Below are 23,970 nucleotides of genomic sequence, written 5' to 3'. Positions count from 1 at the left end.
GGCTTTTAACATCCAGTTCAGTAATATCAGCGAATAAAACGATCTACCATAGTAATAATTATGGATACAAACCAGTCGCCAATCCGGATTGCCATCGTTGCTGGAGAAGCCTCCGGAGACTTATTAGGCGCAGGATTGATGTGCGAGTTAAAAAAACTGCTGCCTCATATCGAATGGATGGGCATTGGCGGCCCTGAAATGATACGCGAAGGTTTTAACTCCATGATTGACATACAGCGCCTTTCGGTTATGGGGATTAGTGATACCTTGCTGCATTACCCTAAATTATCCAAAATCAGAAAAACACTGTATAAAGAATGGCAAAAAAATCCACCTGATGTGTTTATTGGAATTGATTATCCTTATTTTAATCTATCATTGGAATTACGCTTAAAAAAACTGGGTATTAAAACCGTGCATTTGGTCAGTCCCAAAATCTGGGCCTGGAGGCATAAAAGAGTCTTTCACATCAAAGAAGCTGTTGATTTAATTCTTACTTTATTTCCTTTTGAAGAGGCTCTATATCAGAAATATAATGTCCCAGTGCGCTACATAGGTCATCCGCTTGCAGATCAAATTGACTTACACATCGGTGCTGAGCCAATCAGAAAGCAATTGGGTTTTTCGCCCCAAGATAAAATAATTAGTGTGCTACCAGGAAGTAGAGCAAGTGAAATAAAGTATATGGGACCTTTGTTTCTTGATGTGATGTACGAACTAAGCACCCAAATGCCAGAACTTCAGTTTATCGTACCAACAACCAACAGCAACCTAAAAGCTCTCTTTTCTCAGCAAATGCAAAGTAAAGGTTATGATTTAAAAATCAAGCTACTTGATGGACAATCTCGTGAGGCAATGATTGCTTCCGATTTCGCATTGGTCAAATCAGGTACCGCCACCTTAGAAGCAATGTTATTGAAGCGTCCCATGGTTGTTGCCTTTAAATGGAGTGCGTTGAATCATGCGATTATCACTCCACAAATTAAAATCCCCTTTATCTCGCTACCGAATATTTTGGCAAACAAACAATTAATTCCTGAGTTTATACAATCAGAAGCATTGGCAAAACCAATTGCACAAAAAGTATTACAACTATTCGATGCAAAAAATACTGAGGCTTTAAAAAATCAATTCACAAGGATCCATCAAGGTTTAAGACAGAATGCAAATGAAAAAGCAGCACTGGCTATTTTTAAGCTTTTAAACCCTGCTAAGGTCTAAAGACCAGATACCTCAGATGTCTTTAATTCGTTTTTTCAAGAAACAGGTTTGCCTGTGCCAATCGCGATCAGGTAGTGCAGGAAAACCGCCCACTCGCGTACCTGCTTCAACATCCTGAACAGCTATAGAGCCCACCAAAATAGTAGCGCGCTCTCCAATTGTAAGATGACCACTTACCCCTGATTTACCACCTAAAGAGGCAAATTCACCTATTTTGCTGCTGCCGGCAATGCCTACTTGTCCGCAAAGAATAGCCCCCTTCCCTACTTTGACATTGTGACCAATCTGTACCAAATTATCTAAACGGCACCAATCACCAATTTCCGTATTACTCATGGACCCCCTATCAATACATGTATTGGCACCAATTTCCACATTATTCCCAATAACAACTCCGCCAACCTGAGGTATTTTATAGTAAGCTTGTCCATCACTGGCAAAACCAAATCCATCTTGTCCGATACGGGCCCCCGGATAGATTAGGACTTTATTTCCCATAACCGTATGGCTAATACTGACATTATTTTCAATGCAACAATCATCACCAATTACTACACCATCACCAATAAAAGTATTGACCCCAATTTTACACCGCTCCCCTATGCGTACCTGTTCACCAATATATGCACCATGAGCGATATAACATTCTTTGCCTAGCTGAGCACTTGGCGCAATAAAAGCTGTTGGAGCAATAAACCCCTTAAAAGAATCTGAAGGATAGAAAACCTGTGCAATTAATGCATAAGCTTTATACGGATTATTATGAATCAATAAATGCATATGCTTAGGCGCATAGTGCACGTACTGAGGTGAAACAATGCATGCTCCAGCTTGAGAAGTTTTTAACGCTTTTATATATTTTTTCTCATGCAGCATGGAAAGATTATCTGCTTGAGCATGAGACAGCGGGGCAAGATCAGACACTGAAAATGTTGCTCCATCACTATGATAAAGTGAGGCATCAGAACACTCAGCTAAATAAGCCAAACTAAAAGGACCTTTGGGAGCAGAAAATCGAAATGAAACCATTTAAATACCTCTAATACCTCTAATTAATGGGTTGATTTTAACGATACAGTCCGCGAGTTGAGGCTTTAAGAAATTGTACAATATGGTGTACATCAATATTATCACCAAACTCTGCCTGCACTTGGGTGATTGCTTCTGCAACACCTAATCCCTTTTGAAATAATGTTTTATAGACACGCTTAATACAACTTTTTGCTTCCGAAGAATATCCCCTTCGACGCAAACGCTCCACATTAATCCCGTATAATTTTGCCGGATTACCCGAAACCAAGGCATAAGGACAAACGTCTTTAGTAATTAAACTCAGAGCACCTACCATAGACATACGACCCAATTTTATAAACTGATGCAAACCACAAAGAGCGCCGACAGTGACCCAATCCTCAATAACAACATGTCCGCCAATGGCTACCGCGTTTGCAATAATATTATGATTTCCAATAAGCACGTCGTGCCCTACATGTGCTGAAGTCATAATAACATTATTGTTGCCAATGTACGTTTTCCCACCTCCACCTCTCGTCCCGCGATTTATGGTAACGTACTCACGAATAATATTATCATTTCCAACGAATACTTTGCTTATCTCTCCATTAAACTTGAGATCCTGAGGAATACCTCCAATAATCGCTCCAGCCCCAATCTGATTACGTTCCCCAATTTCGGTCCAACCCTCTATAGTGACATGAGAAGCAATTGACGTTCCTTGAGCAATCCTTACGTTTTCACCAATAATAGAATAAGGACCTATGGTGACACTGGGATCGATTTGCGCCCCAGGAGAAATCAAAGCAGTTGGATGAATTTGATTCGGGGTAGAAATAAGATTACTTGCTAAATGATCTAATTGACTCACTAGCATTTTTACCTCCACAACATTTATATCCCTATACAACGATACCTCGAACAGGTGCCCCTTATGGATTAAAACATAGAGCACCTTAAAAAGTATTTTAATCTATAAAAATGAAATTACAGATCTCAGATTTTTAGACTAGCACGTATAATTCAATTTAATAAAGACATCACGAACAGCAAATCTTTGAGCAAAATAGATTTGATTTTGGGTCATGCTGCTACGTATTGCCTCCGCATTTACCTGCGACCAATACTGTTCTGTATTGATACCGCCCTGGATGCCAAAACTGCTGCCATTACTAAAAGGAATCTGTGCTGCAACTGCTAAATTCGAGCCAACCACAATAGAAGCCCAAAGTGTCGTCGGAGTAGCTTGCTTATAACTGTAAACGTTCGTTGAAACGACGCCAGGAAAATTAGGGAGGAACGCTGGAGTAGCTAAATCTTCACTCCATTTGGAACTATAAGAGCCCCCTAAGACTGAAGCTGAGACATCGCCAAGGACACTAATATAGCGATTTAGACCCCATACAGCACCCATGCCTATTTGAGGTCCAATTCCAAAATATTTTGCTGCATAATCAACGTGATTACTTAGTGGAGCATCAAAAGTTTGAAATTCAGCATCCATAAAAGCAGCAGTTCCCTGATATGTGGCAGAAAAGCCTTTTTTAAACTCAGAAGCCTTAAGACCGTAATAACGTGAGAAACGTACGTTATTTAAAAAAGTGCTTTGGAAATAATGGTGCGTCAGTAGTTCAGCCGTTTGAAAATCATAATGAGAACTAACAGCGGCACTTGCATCAAGCATTTGTTGCCCCCCTGGAGTTATAGGAGCATCTAGATCTACAAATGGATTAATTTGTACTAGCTGGCTTAATCGGTTAACTAATACAGCATCGGAACCAAGATTTCCTACGCTATTAAATCCTTTATTTTTTAAGTTAGTGTACGTTAGTGTAACATCATAATCCTTTTGAGGACCGAATATATAACCTACGCCCACCAAAAAGCCCCACCGTGAATCCAGATGTATTTGCTGTGCATTCACTTCACCATTTGTAGTAATGGTATCAGCATAGAAGGTTTTATTAATTCCTTCATCACTTAAAGAGCCATATATCGGAGCACCAGTAACGAAAAAACCATGAGTAAGATCTTGACTACTGCCTAGAGTACCAGAAAATGCCAATGTACTGTTTGCAATAAATAAGCCGAAAAAAAAGTTCCTATTTTTTTTAAAAATTATCACGTTCACTCCATTTAACATATTACAGATAATATTTGATCAGAAAGATTTTCCTGAGGTGTATAGAGTAGCAGAATATCATTATATGTCTACAGGTTTAGGGGTACTTTATTCCCCATAAACCACTATGGACTTTGCAATAGAAAAGAAAAAATTAGGGTTCACGACAGCTTTTGAGAAGAGATTCAGATACCTTATAAAATATTGATAAAAAGTCATAAAATAAAAGGCCTTTTAATTTTAAATCAAAGTGCAGCCACATATCGAACCCCATCATCCAATCTACTTTTTAACTGAGTGAGATTTCTTGCTGGTTGGAATAAAGTAGGTTGTGTACTTGAAAACTCAGATTGGGCAGGCATCATCTCTCTAAGCTGCAAAATCTTACAATAATGAGCGGTAAGCAACATGCTTTCCTCAAGATTTAAATTATTTTCTTTATACCACCTGATTAATACATCATTATAATCAGCGCAATCTAATTGGTAATCACAAGGTAGAAATTTCCCTAAATGCGGAATCGCCTTAAGCATAGTTCTAAAGAACTCGGTGATTTCTTTCTGAAACGCTTCATGCCCAGGTATGTGAATATCTGACACCATATCAAAGGAACAAACATGTTTTCCTAACTGATGCTGAGTAATGGACACTCCTCCATTCATCCCTTGTAAATAACGTAAATACATTCCTGTAGTTATAGGATAGTAACCCTGCTTGCTGTATTGATGTAACGTTGTAAATACCCTTTCCAGAGCAATGATTATTTCATGGTGGTCGGAGCTCACTTCAAATATTAATCCCGTATCCTCTACATTGCCCGGATAACCGGTCTGATGATGAACTGAATCATACCAACGTGAAATAGACGTTTCATTTTTTCTCCCAATCACAAGGGGAAGAAGAATATATTGCGCAAAATAAGGGATCAAACAAGGATATTTACACAAGAAATCACTGACATGCAAAAAATCATAAATTCTGGTTTCTATTTCTTGTCTCAAATGAGTAAACGGTGTACGCGCATTTAGATCCAAACGTGTTTTTTCTACGGGACGCCAACGATAGACACAAACATTTTTATAGGTCCGATTGATCAACTCATCAGGTTGATAGGTAGGCATAATGTAAATACTGGTATAGGGATCACGCTCAAATAAACCCTGCTTAATTTCTTCGATTAATTGTGCCACGCTCATCACTTCTTTGTCGCATTCTAATTTTTGAGCATCAATACATTGGATCTCAGCGCTTAAAACAAAACCAAATAATCCTTGATGGCCAGAACATATCGCTGCAAAATCTGGGTGAGTACTATCAATTGTCGCGATTTCTCCATTTGGAAGACAAAGTGTCATGGATTTGATAAGTCCTGCTACACCGGGTTGGTCTTTTCCAGTGCCAATACCGCTATTGGCAGCTAAACCAATAAAAGAAATATATGGATTTAAACTGGAAGTAGGTAAAGTAAAGTTATATCGTTCATAGAGTTGTTGATTTATTTCGCCGACTTGCATGCTTGCGCCAATTTTGACGACTTGGTTCTGCATATCAATGGCTTTAATTTCAGTAAATTCTTTTCCCACTAAACGAATAACAATATCGGTATCTTCAATACCATGCACTGAATATGACTCACTGTATTTTTTTCCTCGGCCTCCAGCCGCTGGCCTTACTAATATCCGTTGTGCTGGATCTTTCTTTTTATTCAAAGCAGTAATGAACTTTAAAACAGTGCTTAATGATTCAGAATCAACAATATCCAACACAAGCGCATTTTTATTTCGTCTAAATTTCGAATAATTCGTCCACCCGGTCGATGATTTAATTTTTAACTTATTAAGTTGAATAAAACGCATCAATTCTGCACGTTCTTTTTGAGAAAATGCCATCTCACACCTCATTACTCATTTGATGGTGCAACAATATAACAAGATAAGATTAAAAAGAATTAAAATTCACAATTGACAAACGATATGGAAAAAGTTGAATCTGGGTATAGGATTTTCCCGATTTATTCGTCTTTAATCTTAAAAAACTTACATGGAAATAAATCACTATGGTAACTTTTAAAAAAATAATCTTCTTCTTTTTATATTTCTTTTTAAGCATCACGTCCTACAGTCAATCACTAGAAAACGACAAGAAAATCCTCGTTAATTACAATTATTTAGGGACATTTTCTAAAGTGATGGCGCAGAAGGCGTTAAAAAAAATGTCTCCGCTTGATGTACTTGAAGCAAATTATGATGTGACTCTTTATAAAGTCAACTATAAAACTCCAGCTCCTGATGGCCAAATAACTATTGCTTCTGGCCTCGTAGCTGTACCTCGTGTAACAGATAAGGTGGGAATCGTCAGTTATCAGCATGGTACTCGCTTCAAACATGAGGATGCTCCCTCCAGGATAAAAGAGGGCGATTATGTGTATCCCGCTTTGTTTTCCAGTCATGGCGGTTACATGACGGTAATGCCCGATTACCTAGGTTTAGGGGATAATGAATTGCCTCTCCATCCCTATGTACAATATGAAACTTTGGCCAGCAGCAGTGTGAATATGCTTTTGGCTGCCAAAGAGCTTACTAATATAATAAAAATCGAACTCAATGACCAACTCTATATTGGCGGTTACTCAGAAGGAGGGTTCTCCTCCTTGGTAATGTTTGAACTACTTACTCAAAAGTATCCAAACATACCTGTTACCGCAGTTGCTTTAGGTTCTGCGCCTTATGACTGGGATGAAACGATGAAATTTATTATGCTGGATCCGGGACCACGGGCTACTGCGTATTTAGCATATTTTTTCTATTCACTGCAAACCTATAAAAATTATTGGGCTGATTTAAATCAAATCTTTGTCAGTCCTTACAATACCTTCATTCCAGAATTATTTGATGGGCTCCATTCCACCAAAGAAATACTTGATGTGTTGCCGCAAAATCCAGCATTAATTTTTCAATCGAATTTTTTTGATGCCATCTTAAATCATACAGAAAGCAACTCAGAGAAATTGAAGAACTATTTCAATCATTATGATTTTTCTCCAACAGCACCGTTACTTCTTGTCGGCACAAAAGGAGATAGGGATGTTCCTTACCATGGAGCAGAAATTGCTTATGAACAATTTAAAAAATACAACAGCGACGTCTTTATACAATCAGTCAGTGACACACTCGATCATCGGGATGCAGGCCCGTATGTCGTTTATGAAATGTTGCAATTTTTTAAACGTACTCATCCTGAATAAAAGAAACATCAATTAGAGCACTAACAATCGATGGGTTTTTATAGACCGTTTATACATCGCGCACATAAAAGAGGCTGCACATTATGAAGAGTTTAATCGTACTATTGACAACACAATCACTAAATCTATTCTAACTTACAGGAAACCGGACCATTATTCAGTTGCAATTGATTTGTAGAAAATACGTGGACTTTTTTGCCAATCGTATCGTACCTCTTGAGCATACAAATACGATTGGTATTTGAATTTTATTATTTAATTGTTCAATGCAGAAAAAAATTCCCCTTCATTTTTATCAACGTTAATTCCTTTTCTTTATGCCATTGTTTTTGGGCGAACAAGGTTCCTGCTACAAAAATAGAAATGCTCTCCGTACTCTTTTGTTCTTGGGTGTCTTCTTCAAGTTTAAATTCTTGTTTAATCGTTTTTACTAAGCGCGCAAGATATTTATTTTCAGAAATCCCTTTATTATAGTAGGAAAGACGCCTCTTAAAAAACGCTTGAATATCGCTGGAAGTACAACCAAATAGCAAAGGGCTTTTCGTTTCAAGTAACTTTCGCATCCCCTCGATTTCATAGATATATGCATTCGCTTCAGTATTAGCAATTTTAGCTGCAACATTAAAAGCATGCCCAGCTTCATGAATAATCCCACCAATCACATCAATTGTGTTTTGTTCGAAAAAACTTATCTTTAAAGCAATGGTTTGATTCATGACCCAATTTTTATGGAGGTGTCCTAATAGTTTGTAAGTACTTTTGTTGACAAAGATAGCAGGGTTACCCTGGACACCTAAAAAATCATGCGGTGGTTTTAAAATATCAATTTGAAGTTGCGGAATTGAAGCGGTTATACCGTTATTAAGCCCACTCCAACCCATTTCGCGGCATTTTTCTATGAGCAATCTAATGTGATAACTTGTCAGCATGGCGCACTCCTTGATTATAAATTCCCATAAAAACCAAATTGAGATCAACTTGATCAATAGTTTGCAAAAACCATTATTACGGATCGATATTGACCAGTCAATATAATTGATGATCACTTGGATTCTATTTGGATTATTTTGTTAAAAATAACCCGAAACAAATCAATAAGTGCGCATAACTTAAAAATTCTGACACGTTGATTATTGAAAGTACTGCAAGTGAAATTTTTTGAGAGTATTTACGCCCATGCTGGCCTGATTACTGCTTGATGAGAAGGTGGGGCACAAAAACACACCCCGTCCTATAAAATTCCTATGATTACCCACGCTGATTAAGTGACCATCAGCTTTTACCCATCCCTTTTTGTTGTATTTTTTCCAGAGCTTCTGTGTCAGCCAGCACGTCATGAAGAGAAAAATAATCACGAGTAATAGGATCACGTCGTAAATCAGGGTGTTGTGGATGGCGTTCCCTTATCGCGAGAATTTCTGTTAAATCATAAAGCTCATTCCCCACCCCATTTTCCAAATGTGGATTGGGTAATCGCACTGGGATTTTTGGCACGCTAAAACCAATAGGAGAACGCATAGAGTCACCAAATACTGTCGTATGCAGTGTTTGGAGTATCCCAACATCCGCATGAGGAGTACAGCATTGAACAATATGCTCCTTCATTTTGCTATTAAATCGATCCCATCGTGACCTTATTCCCTCAGGGATTACATTCCATATTTTGGGGTCCACTTTTGAAGAGCCGGAAGTTAATCCAAGTACTTGCGCAAACTTTGCGAGATTCACGTGAGAAATTTTTATGCATGGAATCGTTGCTTTCTCACCTTCAATTTCGGCTTTTATTACCGCATCCTTTAGTTCAAAAGACCCTTTTTCAGCTGCCTTACGGAAAAAAGCCAAAAACAACTCAACCCTTTCTTTTCTACGTGCAATTGGTGGATTTTGAGTGCTTTCACGAATAATAATGTCCGAGCCTATCCGCATAACTCGATAATGTTGGGCACAATTTATCATCTCTAATATTTTATTAGCTACTAACTCAACAAACTTCGCACCTTTTCGCTCTTTTTCTTGACTTTCACTTCTCATTTGCATAATTCATTCTCACAATCACCAATATTGAATTAATTATAACAAAAAGGATTTTATTTGAACATAAAATCAAAGTATTAGATGGTTTTCAGTGAGTTAGTTGCTTAGAGAACATGCCCCCCATCCACTGCAATGACTTTTCCTGTGATCCAATTGGCTTTGTCTGAGGCAAGGAATAAAACCATGTTTGCAATGTCATCAGGTGTTCCCGGTCTTTGCAAGGGAATATTGCTCACATAATATTGCCATAATTCCGGATTACTAGAGGCCGTATTTTCATTCATTCCTGCCTCAATCACACCAGGTGCAATCGCAATCACACGTATGCCGTATCGTGCTAAGTCTAAGGCGGCATGTTTTGTCCATTTATTCAATGCCGCCTTAGAAGCACCATAACCAATTCCCTTTGTCATTGTCATAATGCCGCTGATTGAAGAAATATTTAAAATACACCCCTTTTTACCCTTTTCGATCATGTTTTTGGCACATAATTGTGCTAAATAAAGTGGAGAAACAGCATTAACTTGAAAAACTTGCTGCATTTTTTCTGGATCTAATTCACATATCGTTTCCCGGCATAGCATTCCAGCATTATTAACTAATATGTCGACATCACCTAAATACCCGATTGCTTGCTCAGCAAAAGTTGAAACATGTTCCATTTTGGAGAAATCAGCGTAAAATGCTTTTGCATTTCTCCCTGTTGCTTTAATCGCTTGAACCGTTTCTTTCGCACCTTTTGTATCACTGCGGTAACTAATAACAACGTCCGCGCCTTGCTCCGCAAAAGCTATGGCTATTCTTTGACCGATACTGCGGTTAGCCCCTGTAACAATAATTTTTTTCTCTTTAAAATCCATGTTAATCCTTAAAAATATTCTGTTAAAATTCCTTATCATTCTGGTTTAGGACGCAAAGAAAACCAGGAAAATTGCACCCTCCCTCTGGGTTTTGCTTCGCCGCCCCCGTTATAATCTTTTTGTTTTATAAAAACAAATCATCATGAAAATAAAGACAATAATTGAAAAACTCAATTTTCTTTGCGGCCTATCATATGCCCTAATCGTACTGGAACAAATAGAAATATTTTACTTAAATTAAACACCTTGACACCGAAGCTGGTGCCCTGTAGAAATTAAGCATCAATAAGGGACTAAAAAGGAGAACGCTGATGGAAGGAAAACTGGAGCTCTACCAGCAAGAAATTAAAAACGCAACTCAGCCAATTTTTGCACGTCTGGAGCACTATCGTAATGCAATGTTTGCAATAAGAAAATTATTAATGGACTATTTTTTTAATCCAGGCCGAACACAAAAGCTCACTGAAGTTGCCCAAGGAGAAGAACTCGTTTTTAGCTTCAACTTGGTTCAAAAGAACATGGAAAAATGTTTAGTCGATGAGTATCTATTAGCAAAAACAGCTCAAGAAATTATCAATTCAGAAGAAAATCCAAGTCTTGTAGCAGCTTTTGATACACATGTTTTACAAAGTGGCTTACCGCTGGAATTTCGTGAACAAGAAGGTCTGTATCTCTTCAAACCAGAGAAACCCTATACCCCTATGGCACAGGTTTTTATGCGTCAATTTGCTTGTGCTTTAGGCGCTTATCGCGTTTGTTTGGGTATTTGTGAGACCTATTTTGCTCTCTGTAATCACGATGGAATAGCCACCAAGCAGCTGCAAAATTATATTGACTCAGCGAATGATTTAAAACAACAAATTACGGAAGAAATCGATTTAATTGCTCTACATAAACAGATAAAAATAATAGAAAATGAAATCATGGCCTTGCTGCGAACCGAGAAAGTACGTGAAGGATTACCTCAATTTAAGAATGACATCGACAAGCTCAAAATAAAATTGGTTGCATTATTAGAAGCCGGAGCAGTTCATTTACAAAATTGTTATACAGAATTTCCTAACGATGCCATATTATGGATGCTGCATGATCGTAGCTGGCACTCATTGCTCAAAACACTTTCGGGTCTTCTCTATGCAGAGCAATATACCTATTCTACTTTATATAGCACATTGGAAATTAAGAAAGAATTTATTGGGCTAATTAAAACAGAAATAGAACATTTTGATACCAGAGTATTTGCGACAGAACCCTTGCTTAAAATTGAATTATTAAGAAAAGCAGCAAAACTTATTAGCGACGCAAAAATTGATATACTCGCAAAACTTGCTGAAAATGGGGTTGAATTGATTGAAGCACCCAAAATGGGTTTGTTTTCCCCTCCCTCTAAGAGTATTTATGGACTTATGCTCGCCTATCAGCAGAGACAATTGGCACTTGTGGATACATTTGGAGGACCATGCATTGATGAAGATGAAACAGAGGAATTAAACAGAGCATTTGAGCTGTAAAATAACTATCTAATAAAAAATCATAATTGTTATGATAACTTGGTGGAAACGATCATAATCCTATGGAAAACAACAATTTTTTTGAGGAATAATATGTTAAGGAAAACAAAACTACTCATTGTATCTTTATTGTCGGCAAATCCTTGCTTTTCTGGCTTATATCTTGGTGTAGGAGTTGGACCTGAAGGTGCTCATTTTAAGCACGTTCTCATGTAACCAGGCTAGGAGCTCTTGCAAATACAGCGGGCGAAGGAGGCTTTTAATGTTTATGATACAAATCATTTCTCCAGGGAGTAGAAACAAAACCCACTAACATGCGTAACGGAACCTTATAGAGTTCACAAAAAAGGCATTAACATGGTCTTAAGATACAACGTATTAAGGATATTTTGAAACTACCAAGAAAATCTTTTGTGACAGTACCGGTCAAAAATCTTAAGTCATTCGACATGGTCAATCCTCTGAGTGTTTTATTTCTACCACAACGCCTCTTGCTTGACATATCTGTTAAAAAAATTAAAGTATTAACGCATTTTTAGATTTTAGCAAAAATTTAAAATCTAATTTCGTTAATTTAACAGGGATTTATATGTTTTTAAGAAATACAAAGTATGAAAAAAAAAATTCTTCTAATTCACCAGTACAGCCAATAGCACAAAAAATCTCCTTACCTAAGGCTTATATTGATGCCAAAGCAAACTTATTAAAAATATTAGCGCAACCTAGAAAACTCGATAATAAAGGAGAGTTTGGTTCGATACTCCTCTCTTTAGAGCAAATAAGTCAAGATCCAGAGGATAAAAGAGACTTTGAAGAATACAGTAAGAAAATTCAGGCTAGAGCGCATCAACGTTTTATGGAGGCAATAAAAAATTTTGTTTATGCTGTTTTTTTAGGACAAAGCGAACTAACTAATGATCAGTCCAAAACAATTCAACTCCATATTGATGAAATATTAAGTCTATGTAGTCCTTCACAGAAAAAAATATTTACTAATGTGGCAAGTAGTTTAATCGTGCTTCTTTATAATAAAAAACAAATTTTGACGCCTGAAGAAGTAAGCGATTTAGAACAAGATTTGTCAAAGAAATTTTCTGATTTTAACCCGTTTATAAGTCCTAATCTAAAAAAAAGAATTTACCAAGATACATATATACAATTAGCTAAAAAATTTATGTCTCTTTATGCAATAAGTGAAAATAAATCAAATCCTGCCTTAAAAGATACTGTATTTGATCTGCGGGAAAGAGGATTATCCTCATATTGCAGGGTTTTTAAAGAAATTCTTGTTACCCTATTTAATGAATATAAAATAACAGAACACAGTGATTTTTTGAAAAAAGTGACTGATCCTTTCGAAGAAGGACTTTCTGAACATATACTGACACATGGAGCAGAGGTTTTAAGAAAAATAAAAGCATCTATAGAAACAAATACCAAGACCAATACTTTAAAAAACTTAAAAAACTCTTTAGGCCGTCGTAATAAAAGTAAAAATGATCTTACTGTTGTTGAAACGCCTCAACTATATCTTGAAGAAGCATCACAAACTTTGATAAGTCCAGATTTATTTGCCCTTAATGCTTCTATTAGAGAATCAATCGCATTGCTACTGCAGGGAGCCTCTACTCTCTTGCCTAAAATAGAACAAAAGCCATTTGAAGAGCAACTTGCAGCAAAGTTTTTAACGAATGAAGCTGTTCTTACTTTATTTGGTAATGAAGATAATTTAAAGCAAGTTTTCCTGCGATGGTTCATTAAAGTTTTTTTTAGAGCTGAAAATTCTAATATTAGAAAAGAATTATTCATAAAACTAGAAACGGAAGTTCAATTACCTTCAGATGTAATATTAAAATTTTTCCAATTGACATATAATTTTCCAGATATCATAAAATATCAACCAACTTATGCAACATCAAACCAAAGTTCTTTTAGAAAAAATAAAACCAAAGAAAGTCAAAATGATAAATATTCGATGTATGCTGCGTATTGTTTAAAAAATAGAGACCTTGATCCCCTTATTATAAGTTTTTATCAAAAAGCTAAGGAGCAAGTGAGCTTATTTAAAGAGAAAGAAGATCAAGGTCCTGAGGATGTCAATAATGAGACGGTTGTACTGAGGAAATCTAAAGAGCGCCATCCTTCAGTTACTACACTTTTTGATGGTAATAAAGAATTAAAAGAAGAAGTTAAATTACAAAGAGAAAATTCAAAAAGTAAACTAAAATTAGTAAAGTTGCTTTCATCGGTAGTTGGCGTCAACAAAATGGGTTTTTTTAATAGCACCTCTTCTTTAACAGAAAGCTCCTTAACTGACTCTCTAGAAGAAGATGATAATGATAAAAATGAAGATAGAAATAATTTACAACCCACTACTGTTCCTCGAGCACCTCAATCATTGGAACAAGAAAAAAAACAAGGAAGTAAATTACCTCCAAGAATATTTCCTAGTAAAGAGCTGCCACCCGTGCCAAAAAATAACCACAAAAAAGAGATGACATCCTATGCTCCATCCCTCTAAATATAGGTTAGTATCAAATAAACTATTAGGGGAGTTTTAAAATAGAACACAACAACTAATTGGGTATTGACTTCTCTGCTGGCTGAACAAAATTATGATTTAGTGTCTTTTTGTTCAGCCTTAAATAATAATTAAACTCTTCATTACTTAACAAGTGGTTCAACCATGATGCCTTCATATTATGTGACGAGCCATAAAATTCATAAAGGCCTACTTCAGCAAGTGAAAAAATTTTACCTATCCATGGGTCAAGAAGAAAATTTTTTGTGATAACTACCGTATGTTCAATGCCTTCCATATCATAAATCAATGCGGGGATTTTTTGTTGTCTTAATAAAACAAAAAAGATCTAACTTCGCCTACTTCCTTCACTGCGATTAAGCTATTTTTATTATATTGAGCCATTCGCTCTTTGCCTATTTTTACTGTTAGAGGGTTGATAACTAATGCAGAGGACCCCTGGCAATACACACCTCATAGTAGCTTCCAGGGAATTAAATAAATTTGACCAACATAACCATTCTCTATTTGGACGAAATACCCCTGATTATTGACAAAGAATTAAACGCAGCTCTGTGCATGCTGCAGATTAAATCTATATTCTCTAGTGCCAAAGCTCAAATCTTTATACTCAAGAAAAGAAAATAAAATCAATCACTTTTCCTGTAGCTCACAATGAGTTAATATTAGGCACTATGACTATCTTAACAGTTTTTAAGCTTCATTTTTGAATTCCAAATGGCATTTTACCGTGGCTGAAATAGAAACAAAACGGTGAACAACAGAATGGATACCCCCGGAAATAGTTATATGATTTTTGGGTATTTTCTGACGAACTAAAAAGAGAGGGATAATGGGAATTTTTAAGGATATTACACACCGGTATTGTCAAAAAATATTGGCAGCCTACCAATTGCAGGCAGATGAAAAAACATATAAAGGAAAAGAAGCTCAGTTATTAATTCAAAGAAATGAATTTGCTAAATGTTTAATCAAGAAGATTAAAGAAATAGAAGTTGAGGACGATGATTACACTGCTTATTTTGAAAAAATTTTAAAGGAAATTGAATCAATATCAAAGGAAGTTGTAATCGCTGTCAAAGAATATAATAAAAAAAATAGTACCGCATTCACAACAGATCTGCATGAAACTTTCTTCACATCCAGCCTAAACAATTTTATTAATGCATTAAACGATCTCGTTCAAAATACCCCTTCGCCAATTACGGATATTAAGGATGCATCATTATTTAGCAATAATAGAAATGTTCCCTGGGTCAATCAATTTTCATTTATCTTATATGAATATATCCTTGAAAAGGAATTTGACATTGCTACCAATAAAGTTGAACGAGATATTTTTGACATAAAAAAACGATTGATCCTAAAGTATATTCAAAACGTAGGAAATCTTTATAGACGTTTTGAAAATGAGGATGATACTGAATATCAGGAAGTGATGAAGGCATTATTAACAAGTATGAGCTCCGAAGAAAAGGGCATCCAACGTCGTAAATCTGAAAAAAATAATACGAGTTATATGTCTTATTTTTCTCAAACACTTTATAAAACCTCAGAAATAATAATCGGAAAAAATCAATTGGGACAAAAAATCGAGTTTTTGACGAGGGAATTTAATGAGCGAACAGCGAAAAAGGGACTCGAGATAAAGTGATTCCCTTGTTTTGCACTATAACTTCTCCCACTAAACTTTATACTGAGTTGCAAGCTTCACTCGGCTTCGGTCATTTATTTATTATATATACACTGGAAAAGTTATAAGTGTTTTTGAAACGTAAGCGTTTAATAAATCGCACCTATTGGAATTTATTTTTTAATAGAGCCGATTAAATCAATTTAATCGGCTTCTTGATGATTTCATCTAGATACTGGATTAATTTAATGCTTCGTAGCATAGAATCAGTATCTTCATATCCCAATATTTTGGCAGATTTAAAGCTTGGCCACTGTATATATCTTCGGATTACTTTTATCGTACCAATCACTTTGGGTTTCTCTAAGATGCTCTTGGAATTTTTGCAATAAAATTTTAGCTAAATTTTTCACATGGGCTTTGGATAAAGGAGCATCATCCTCATGTTCACAAATACGAGTAACCTGATCTAAAACCAGCAGATAATCCTGATATAAAGTGACTTTTTTGCTATTTATGAGGGCATCAAATATAATTTGTCCACCATCTTCATAAGTTAAAAGCTCTGATAATGATAAACCCATAACAGCTACACTCCCATCATTCATTAATGAGCAAACAAACATTACGTCACATAGAAAAGTTATAGCCTCTTTCGAGACATGTGGGCATGCAAAAAGGTCTATTATTTTTCATTGCATGAAAATGAATAACGTCAGTTCTACTCTTCACTTATAACGTTAATTATAGTTAAAAGATTAAAAGTATTAGAAACCCCTAACCTTGGAACACAGCCGAGCATACTAAAGCTTCTATTTAAGGTTGGTGAAGTTATCATTCTCTATCTCTATGTTGAGTAAATGGGTAATATCATAGAAATAACCATTGTCCAGCGAGGTATCTTTATCGACGAGCGCTGAACTTAACTTTTTATTTCTCTATAGATATTCCTTGATGAAATACCATACGCCATATGCCATTTTTTCTTCGCCAAATCGAAATACGTCGTGCAAATTTACTTTCTGAAAAATGGTTCTGCTTCATCTCGCTGAGGTATGTTAATAAAATCACTTCTTCTGTCAAGAATTTTGCCTCAAACTCCATACCTTTTGCTTCAGAATAATCTTCTAGTGACAACCATCGAGCTGCTTCATTTTTATCATGGATTTTGCCGTTACCCCCATATTCAATAAATTCATCATCGATTAGATTGATTAAAATATCAACCGGATCACTCTTGGCAAGCAACTGTTTTTCATGATGAATAATTTGGCTTATAATTGATTCCATAAGCAATTTCCTTTCAATGTATTCACTACTATCACTCAATTTACTTGATTCAATGAAAATCATATACACTATGAACACAAAATTTTTAGCAAAAAATATGATAATATATACAAGAATGAGTGATGCAAGGAAATTTAGATGTATTTTTTTGCTCTGAACGCATCGTTTTTATTATTAAGGAATTATTGCAACCATAAAGCATAATTCTAGGTGTTTATGCTTTTCCCAACCGCTATCTAAGATGATCTTTTTAAAAAAGAACCCTTTTTTCTTTGTATTACATAAGGCTAAATTATGAAAAGAAAACGGATTATAATCGGTATCACTGGAGCTTCCGGAATTATTTATGGGATCCGGCTGTTGAAGTTATTAGCCAATACAGAGTATGAAACACATCTTATAGTATCCAAAGCCGCCCAACAAACTCGCGCCTATGAAACCGAGCTTTCTGCAACAGACCTTTATAATCTTGCGGATAAGCATTATCCAATTCATGATATCGCCGCATGTATTTCGAGTGGTTCTTATATTACTTCAGGCATGATCATAGCGCCTTGCTCCATGCGAACATTAGCAGACATAGCTTGTGGGACAACCTCTAATTTATTAACCCGTGCAGCAGATGTTATTTTAAAAGAGCGCAGACGGTTGGTATTAATGGTTCGTGAAACCCCCCTGCATCTTGGCCATATTGAAAATATGAAACGGGCAACAGAAATAGGTGCTATTATTGCTCCTCCTGTGCCTGCATTTTATAATAATCCTCAGTCGATCGATGATATTGTTACTCATAGCGTTGGACGCGTTCTTGATTTATTTGATATAGAACTCAATTGCATTAACCGATGGAATGAAAAAAATACGGTTCCAGAATATGGGAATTAATAGGAGACTGATTAGAAGGTCTTCAAATTAGGTCCATTATGCAGTGCAATAACTGAAGTACTGTATTTGCCCTTAATTTTTTAGGCAAAACTGCGCCATATGAATCATTGCAGGTGAAACATTACTTACTGAAAACATACAAAATCCATTGCTTAAAAGAGTACAATTCAGGCCTACATTTGCTATAGAGTAATAAGGGGTATTAATTTTGATACCCGCAAAAGGATAGGTATGGTTTGGTGTCTTGGTTAGTATGCTTAAATTTACAGCAGAGACATGATAGTTTTGGCAACTCACAGGTCCTTTTGCATTCAAACACAACGTAATATTGACCTCGGCAGGTGTGCCACTGCCCATAATGGAAAAAAGACTACCTGTTCCGGCCCATAGATTCTGATAAATCAAACCTAGAAAAATGACACTCCATATCCTGTTTTTCATCAATATATCTCATTGAGTTCTTTTCCCTGGCATTATTGTGATATAAACATTGTCATTAGGTCAACTATCATAAAATAAATAAATTAAGACAGCTGTACAAAGCCGATTTTCAGTGATTTGTTAACAAGGAATGTAAATGATTACACGTACATTATTTAGAAAAATTACCCTAATTTTTTATCTTTGCGCAACTGTATTATTACTTAGTTCTTGCATAAGAACTACAGACTCTAACCAACAAGATGTAAGTACAAGTGAAGAATTTGGTAACAGCGATCCTGGCTGGCGTTAGGCAAAAATTTGCTCCAATTGCTTTTAAAGTTAAAATGATTTATCCACCTTTTTGCTAATACTTTTAATTGGAAGGGAGATACACTGCTGATGAGAATTTATTTGTTTTTAGTTACTTTCTTATATTGCATCGCTACTCAAGCACAACCCATGCTTGCATTTGAGCGAGATGGTTTCATTTGGACTGCCAAGATAGATGGCAGCAAAGCTCAAAAAGTTACTGAGGGTTACATTCCCGAAATTTCGCCTGACGGAAAATACATTGCCTATAATATAATAGACAAATCAGCAAACCGTTACTTGGCAATTATTGAGCTTAAATCAGGCAAGGTAACTCAATTAAAGAATATACCCTCTGCAAACAGTTTTAATCCAGTGTGGTCACCTGATGGTAAAACGCTGCTCTTTAATACCTTTATCAATGATAATTGGCACCTAGCATTGGTCAATACTGATGGAACCGGTTTTCACCTTATCAAGAATACCCAGAATGAGTACAGCCCTGCATGGGCAAAAAATGGAACATCTTTTTTTAGCCATGACCTGGATTCAATTTATTGGATGGATTTTAAGGGGAGCCTAATAAAGAAATGGACTATCCATGAGATCATCCCACAGGGCAACATGAGCAGTGCTTCTCGCCTCCACATCTCTCCTGATGGAAAAACACTAATTATAGATGTGGATATGAATGAAGCGATTCTGAAAAATTGGAATGAACCACCACCCGCACTTTGGACACTCAATCTTGAATCAGGAAAAACAACCCGCATTTCACCCAAAGGGATTCCCGCATGGAGTCCTTTTTGGATCAACTCAGAAGAGTTTATTTTCTTAACACAAAAAATAAACGAGAAAACTCCTAGGTTATATCGCGGTTCGCTAAAAGGTCCATCTAAGACACCTTTATTAAAGAATGTTCAAACACCAAGCGTTTCAAGTTAATCAGTTTTATTGACTTCACTACCATAATAAATCATCAATTTTAGACAAAATTTAAAATTATTACACAAATATATATATAATTATAGTAATGAGATTAAGTCTATTCAGAGGTGTATATGCACTCTAAACGAGAAAGAGTAACCGTGGTAATGGATTCAGGCGGGTACATAAGTAGGGCCGGATCTAACAAGGAGTTTTTTACCAAGGATTTTGGCGGATGCACTGCAATTTGTGCCCAAACAGACTCAGGAATGTATGGACTATATCATCTGCGCTCAACGTTAGATACTGAGCCGCATATGGTACCAGAGGCTGCGGATTCTAATGAACCTTTTAGAAAATGGATACAGGATTTAAAAGAAGAAGCAAATGGAGAGACGATTCATTTTAAAATTGGTACGCCTAGAAATTATAGTAATAACAGTTTCACAGAAAGACACCCCGAACTAGGCATGGAACGATACATAAGGAAGTTATGCGCACTTTACGGAATTGAAAATTATGATATTACCATGATGAACATGGTTGGAGTTGACAGCGTAGCCATTACAGAAGAAGGGATGTCGTGCTTCTATCACCAAAAAATGGTTGAAATCAGCTTAGCAGAATATCAAACCGACGAAGAAATATTTGAGCATTCAGGCTTAACCAATATACAATGCCTCAATAATATAAGGTCCTTTCCCAATATAGATTATGATGGAAAACTGTTTGCAAAATACAAGGAACGATGTGATAGAGAGATGGTACAAGCGATAAAGCAACCCATGCTAATCACTCTAGATAATATGGTCAGGGAATATCAAATTAAATTTGACCAAGAGCCTAAAGAAAATAAAAAAGCATTTCTCGAATTGCACTTCTTAAAGAAATTATTGGAAGCAGTACAGCCTGGAGATCTGAGTTCATTACAAGAAATGAAAAAACTTCCCTTTTTTAAACAAGTTACAGAAGATGACTCCGTCTTCTCTTTTTTTACAAAGGAAAAAAGTGAAATTGGGAAACTTTTTTATAAAGCGGAAAAACTCTTAATTAATATTCAGGAATTATATCCAAATATTCAGGAGTTACCTTCAGAAGAAAGTATTCAGGCTGGTTCAAAAGCGGAGCTGTAGAATTGAGTTAAAGGATTATTTATGATCACTCGAATAGAAGTGGTCATGATAGAGAGATGGATCTGAGGCCGGTTCTCAGAAAGAGTACTGCACATCGAAATGTAGTTAATAAGTTAAGACGATGTTTTTACGAAACAAAAAATCATATACAGAATTGTTTCTTCATGTTTTGCAATAAATCTTTGCAAATTGCTTCTCAAACAACTAATACGTGCAACAAAAAGATGCTAAGATACAGTTCTTTAATAATTATTAATCAACATTTGCAAAAAATACTTTTTTACTTTTTCAACTGCGATGGATCTGGATTTAGCGAAACAAATGTAAACAAGTAATTGCTATGCTCAATCTACTATTAAGATTCTGAATGGTGTTTTTAGGAGTTCTATTATGCAACAACGACAAGAAAATGAATATGATACTCACTTTAAAATACTCCTGCTAGGCAATAGCCGCGTGGGAAAAAGTGTTCTATTACAGAAACTTGTCGGTGAGTATTGTGATGACATTTATTATGAGAGTGTAGGGGTTGATGTAAAAGAAACCATATTTTCTTTTTTTGATAGTCGCATAAAACTGCGTATTTATGATGTCGGCGGTAATCCTAGACTTGAGTTTTTAATGAAAAATTATCTTCCTATTGCTGAAGGTGCTTTTGTCTGTTTTGATATTACGAACCCTCTTTCTTTTGAGAGTGTAGAAAACCATATAAAAAAAATTAGAGCTGTTAAGAGCAATATCCCTATATTTCTTATTGCTTGTAAGTGTGATTTGACTCATGCGCGTTTAATCAGTGCAGAACAAATAAACAAACTGGCAGAACGATTAGGGCTTTCCTATTTTGAAACATCAAGCCATAAAGAGGTAAATATAAAAGAGCCTTTTGTTCAAATAATGAAGCAAATGTACTTTTTATCTTCAATTAGTAAAGTAAAACCCATTTTGGAACAACACCTGACTAATTATTTGAAATCATTACCCTCATCCAACAATTATCCTGGCATATTTATAAGCCGAAGTACAAAGGAGGAGATTTTAAAAGATGAATATAAAGTTCATTTTGATAAATTATGTCAAGCCAGTAGTGTGGAAGAACTAAAGGATTTTTTTAGAGAAACATCAATTATTATTGAACGAGCAGACCTTCTTTTTGCCAGTGAAAATCCACTTTTAAGCATTGTAACTGCAAGTCCTTTATCAAAAACACTGAAAAATATATTATCTGATTTACATAAATCGACAAGGTACTTTATCGATTTATCTACGGCAGATGATTTAAAATTACAAATTTGATATTAAATTAATCAAGTTGCCACGTTGTACTACACCAAAAATGAAAGTTCAGATTTACCATGTATTCAATATAACCCGTTAATCAAATACATAAGCCTATTTTTGTAAAGGCTTATGTACCTTTCATTCATCGTTCCCTGAAAAATTAATTATTTTTCTGAGAAAAACTTTAAATTAGAATACCCATACTACATATTCCCAAAAAAAATATTTACCTCTAAAATAAAAAAATAAGAGGCTATTAAAAAATACAATTATGGATCCTACAAAGAGGAAAAGTATTTTTGCTGGTTTATATGGAAATACTTTAGAGTGGTTCGATTTTCTTCTTTATGCCAACTTTACCCCCTTATTTGCGCATTTATTCTTTCCCTCTGACACATATTTTGTTTCTCTTCTTCTCACCTTTGGTGTATTTTCTGTCGGTTTTTTTATGCGCCCGTTAGGAGGTGTATTATTAGGACATTATGCAGATCGTATTGGCAGACGAAAAACCCTGATTTTCTCAGTGTCTATTATGACCTCTTCCACTGCATGCATTGCGTTGATACCCGATTTTAATTCTTTAGGTATTATTTCTCCTTTATTATTTATTTTTTTTAGGTTAATTCAAGGAATTGCAGTAGGAGGAGAGCTGCCTAGTTCAACAACTTTTCTTATTGAGCATATGGCAGATCATCGACGTGGTTTTGCGGGAAGTTTAGTACTAAGTACTGCTTTTTTAGGCATTTTTTTGGGTTCATTTACAGCTTCTTTACTCAGTGTTTTATTGACTGAAGATACCCTTCGTACCTGGGGATGGCGTTTGGCGTATTTAATCGGTGCAGCACTCGGATTAATAGGAATTTATTTACGCATTACAAGCGTTGAGCCCGCTACCTTTTTGAAAGCCAAACCTGCCATAGAGCTTCCTGCAAAAATTGTTTTTTTTGATTATCCGCGCAAATTAGTGTTAGCCATTATATTTACGAGTATATTAGCCATGAGCAATTACCTACTCATCGCCTACATAACGAGTTTTCTCGTAAAATCAGAAGGATTTTTATTAAAAGATGCTTTAGTAGCTAACTTTATTGCCCTACTCGTTTTAACACTATTAATTCCTTTGATGGGTTTATTATCGGATTATTTCGGCAGGAAGCCCATTTTTTTGTTGGGTACACTTGGTATTTTTATTTTTATTTATCCCCTATTTATTCTTTTTTCGAGTGGAATTTGGTGGCAAATTCTCTTAGGAGAAATAGTCTTAGCGATAATACTTGCACCATTGAATGCTGCAGTACCGACTATGCTTGCAGAGATGTTCCCCACAGCGATTCGCGCCAGTGGCGTATCCATTGGCTACAACATTGGACAGGCCGTTTTTGGCGGGACCATGCCATTGGTTTCCTTAACTTTGGTTGAATTAACTGGAAATAAATATGCTCCTGCGTTCTATATTCTATTTTGGGTGATTATTGCAATTATTGCCACGCGCTCTACACGAGAGACTTATCTGGATAAGTTAGAGTAAATGCTCGTTTTAATTA

Annotated in this window: 23 protein-coding genes; 12 read left to right on the top strand and 11 right to left on the bottom strand. The window is 35.9% G+C overall.

All coding sequences use genetic code 11. The annotated features are described in order from the left end of the window. The first annotated feature begins 60 nt into the window (after window positions 1-60). Window positions 61-1,221: a lipid-A-disaccharide synthase gene (lpxB, locus tag Ltuc_RS14265; protein WP_058522027.1), complete on the top strand. Its 1,161-nt coding sequence runs from the start codon at window positions 61-63 to the stop codon at window positions 1,219-1,221. A gap of 12 nt (window positions 1,222-1,233) precedes the next feature. Here lpxB and lpxD read toward each other — a convergent pair whose 3' ends face one another. The 4 genes from lpxD to Ltuc_RS14245 all read right to left on the bottom strand — a co-directional run bounded on the left by lpxD (window position 1,234) and on the right by Ltuc_RS14245 (window position 6,246). Continuing rightward, complete coding sequence (gene lpxD / locus Ltuc_RS14260; RefSeq protein WP_058522026.1) at window positions 1,234-2,250, bottom strand: UDP-3-O-(3-hydroxymyristoyl)glucosamine N-acyltransferase; 1,017 nt, start codon at window positions 2,248-2,250, stop codon at window positions 1,234-1,236. Window positions 2,251-2,287: 37 nt separating this feature from the next. Next, window positions 2,288-3,112, bottom strand: coding sequence for an acyl-ACP--UDP-N-acetylglucosamine O-acyltransferase (gene lpxA, locus Ltuc_RS14255; protein WP_058522025.1), 825 nt, complete (start codon window positions 3,110-3,112; stop codon window positions 2,288-2,290). Between the two features lie 132 nt (window positions 3,113-3,244). Further along, window positions 3,245-4,360 (bottom strand): Lpg1974 family pore-forming outer membrane protein, encoded by a 1,116-nt coding sequence (locus Ltuc_RS14250; RefSeq protein ID WP_058522024.1) that lies wholly within the window; start codon window positions 4,358-4,360, stop codon window positions 3,245-3,247. A gap of 242 nt (window positions 4,361-4,602) precedes the next feature. Further along, window positions 4,603-6,246, bottom strand: coding sequence for an FAD-binding protein (locus Ltuc_RS14245; protein ID WP_058522023.1), 1,644 nt, complete (start codon window positions 6,244-6,246; stop codon window positions 4,603-4,605). A gap of 167 nt (window positions 6,247-6,413) precedes the next feature. Here Ltuc_RS14245 and Ltuc_RS14240 point away from each other — a divergent pair, with 167 nt between their 5' ends. Further along, on the top strand, window positions 6,414-7,601 hold the full coding sequence (locus tag Ltuc_RS14240; RefSeq protein WP_058522022.1) for an alpha/beta hydrolase family protein: 1,188 nt from the start codon (window positions 6,414-6,416) through the stop codon (window positions 7,599-7,601). Window positions 7,602-7,864: 263 nt separating this feature from the next. On the opposite strand, the gene Ltuc_RS14235 is transcribed toward Ltuc_RS14240, so the two are convergent. From Ltuc_RS14235 to Ltuc_RS14225, 3 genes are all read right to left on the bottom strand, one after another. Then, entirely contained in the window at window positions 7,865-8,530 is a 666-nt protein-coding gene (locus tag Ltuc_RS14235) for a hypothetical protein (protein ID WP_058522021.1), read from the bottom strand. Window positions 8,531-8,873: 343 nt separating this feature from the next. Beyond that, the gene (locus Ltuc_RS14230) at window positions 8,874-9,632 is read right to left on the bottom strand and encodes a hypothetical protein (RefSeq protein WP_058522020.1); all 759 of its coding nucleotides are present in this window, start codon (window positions 9,630-9,632) and stop codon (window positions 8,874-8,876) included. Between the two features lie 107 nt (window positions 9,633-9,739). After that, window positions 9,740-10,495: an SDR family NAD(P)-dependent oxidoreductase gene (locus Ltuc_RS14225; protein ID WP_058522019.1), complete on the bottom strand. Its 756-nt coding sequence runs from the start codon at window positions 10,493-10,495 to the stop codon at window positions 9,740-9,742. A gap of 311 nt (window positions 10,496-10,806) precedes the next feature. Here Ltuc_RS14225 and Ltuc_RS14220 point away from each other — a divergent pair, with 311 nt between their 5' ends. From Ltuc_RS14220 to Ltuc_RS14215, 3 genes are all read left to right on the top strand, one after another. Then, window positions 10,807-12,006: a hypothetical protein gene (locus Ltuc_RS14220; protein ID WP_058522018.1), complete on the top strand. Its 1,200-nt coding sequence runs from the start codon at window positions 10,807-10,809 to the stop codon at window positions 12,004-12,006. A gap of 93 nt (window positions 12,007-12,099) precedes the next feature. Further along, window positions 12,100-12,222 (top strand): hypothetical protein, encoded by a 123-nt coding sequence (locus tag Ltuc_RS15805; RefSeq protein WP_274519413.1) that lies wholly within the window; start codon window positions 12,100-12,102, stop codon window positions 12,220-12,222. A gap of 373 nt (window positions 12,223-12,595) precedes the next feature. Next, on the top strand, window positions 12,596-14,527 hold the full coding sequence (locus tag Ltuc_RS14215; RefSeq protein WP_058522017.1) for a hypothetical protein: 1,932 nt from the start codon (window positions 12,596-12,598) through the stop codon (window positions 14,525-14,527). A gap of 55 nt (window positions 14,528-14,582) precedes the next feature. On the opposite strand, the gene Ltuc_RS15800 is transcribed toward Ltuc_RS14215, so the two are convergent. Further along, window positions 14,583-14,825 (bottom strand): hypothetical protein, encoded by a 243-nt coding sequence (locus Ltuc_RS15800; protein ID WP_058522016.1) that lies wholly within the window; start codon window positions 14,823-14,825, stop codon window positions 14,583-14,585. Window positions 14,826-15,380: 555 nt separating this feature from the next. On the opposite strand from Ltuc_RS15800, the gene Ltuc_RS14205 reads away from it, so the two are divergent. Then, a complete protein-coding gene (locus Ltuc_RS14205; RefSeq protein WP_058522015.1) occupies window positions 15,381-16,202 on the top strand; it encodes a hypothetical protein in 822 nt (273 codons plus the stop codon). 278 nt (window positions 16,203-16,480) lie between these two features. Here the strand turns inward: Ltuc_RS14205 and Ltuc_RS14200 are convergent, their stop codons facing one another. Together Ltuc_RS14200 and Ltuc_RS14195 are read right to left on the bottom strand one after the other, a co-directional pair. Further along, window positions 16,481-16,765, bottom strand: a complete 285-nt coding sequence (locus tag Ltuc_RS14200) for a hypothetical protein (protein WP_133138319.1) — start codon at window positions 16,763-16,765, stop codon at window positions 16,481-16,483. 346 nt (window positions 16,766-17,111) lie between these two features. Then, window positions 17,112-17,471 (bottom strand): DUF4440 domain-containing protein, encoded by a 360-nt coding sequence (locus Ltuc_RS14195; protein WP_083498121.1) that lies wholly within the window; start codon window positions 17,469-17,471, stop codon window positions 17,112-17,114. 294 nt (window positions 17,472-17,765) lie between these two features. Here Ltuc_RS14195 and Ltuc_RS14190 point away from each other — a divergent pair, with 294 nt between their 5' ends. Then, window positions 17,766-18,356 (top strand): UbiX family flavin prenyltransferase, encoded by a 591-nt coding sequence (locus Ltuc_RS14190; protein ID WP_058522012.1) that lies wholly within the window; start codon window positions 17,766-17,768, stop codon window positions 18,354-18,356. Between the two features lie 72 nt (window positions 18,357-18,428). Here the strand turns inward: Ltuc_RS14190 and Ltuc_RS14185 are convergent, their stop codons facing one another. Then, window positions 18,429-18,797: a hypothetical protein gene (locus Ltuc_RS14185; protein ID WP_058522011.1), complete on the bottom strand. Its 369-nt coding sequence runs from the start codon at window positions 18,795-18,797 to the stop codon at window positions 18,429-18,431. 136 nt (window positions 18,798-18,933) lie between these two features. On the opposite strand from Ltuc_RS14185, the gene Ltuc_RS15425 reads away from it, so the two are divergent. The 5 genes from Ltuc_RS15425 to Ltuc_RS14165 all read left to right on the top strand — a co-directional run bounded on the left by Ltuc_RS15425 (window position 18,934) and on the right by Ltuc_RS14165 (window position 23,954). Then, on the top strand, window positions 18,934-19,089 hold the full coding sequence (locus Ltuc_RS15425; protein ID WP_157064633.1) for a hypothetical protein: 156 nt from the start codon (window positions 18,934-18,936) through the stop codon (window positions 19,087-19,089). An 89-nt stretch (window positions 19,090-19,178) separates the two neighbouring features. After that, on the top strand, window positions 19,179-20,033 hold the full coding sequence (locus Ltuc_RS14180) for a TolB-like translocation protein (RefSeq protein WP_083498120.1): 855 nt from the start codon (window positions 19,179-19,181) through the stop codon (window positions 20,031-20,033). Between the two features lie 116 nt (window positions 20,034-20,149). Beyond that, entirely contained in the window at window positions 20,150-21,148 is a 999-nt protein-coding gene (locus tag Ltuc_RS14175; protein ID WP_133138318.1) for a hypothetical protein, read from the top strand. A 390-nt stretch (window positions 21,149-21,538) separates the two neighbouring features. Continuing rightward, window positions 21,539-22,441, top strand: coding sequence for a Rab family GTPase (locus Ltuc_RS14170; RefSeq protein ID WP_058522009.1), 903 nt, complete (start codon window positions 21,539-21,541; stop codon window positions 22,439-22,441). A 256-nt stretch (window positions 22,442-22,697) separates the two neighbouring features. Beyond that, window positions 22,698-23,954, top strand: coding sequence for an MFS transporter (locus tag Ltuc_RS14165; RefSeq protein WP_058522008.1), 1,257 nt, complete (start codon window positions 22,698-22,700; stop codon window positions 23,952-23,954). Window positions 23,955-23,970 lie beyond the last annotated feature (16 nt).

The sequence above is a fragment of the Legionella tucsonensis genome (genome assembly GCF_001468035.1).
Lineage (GTDB): Bacteria > Pseudomonadota > Gammaproteobacteria > Legionellales > Legionellaceae > Legionella > Legionella tucsonensis.
This window is presented reverse-complemented; position numbering and strand designations above follow the sequence as displayed.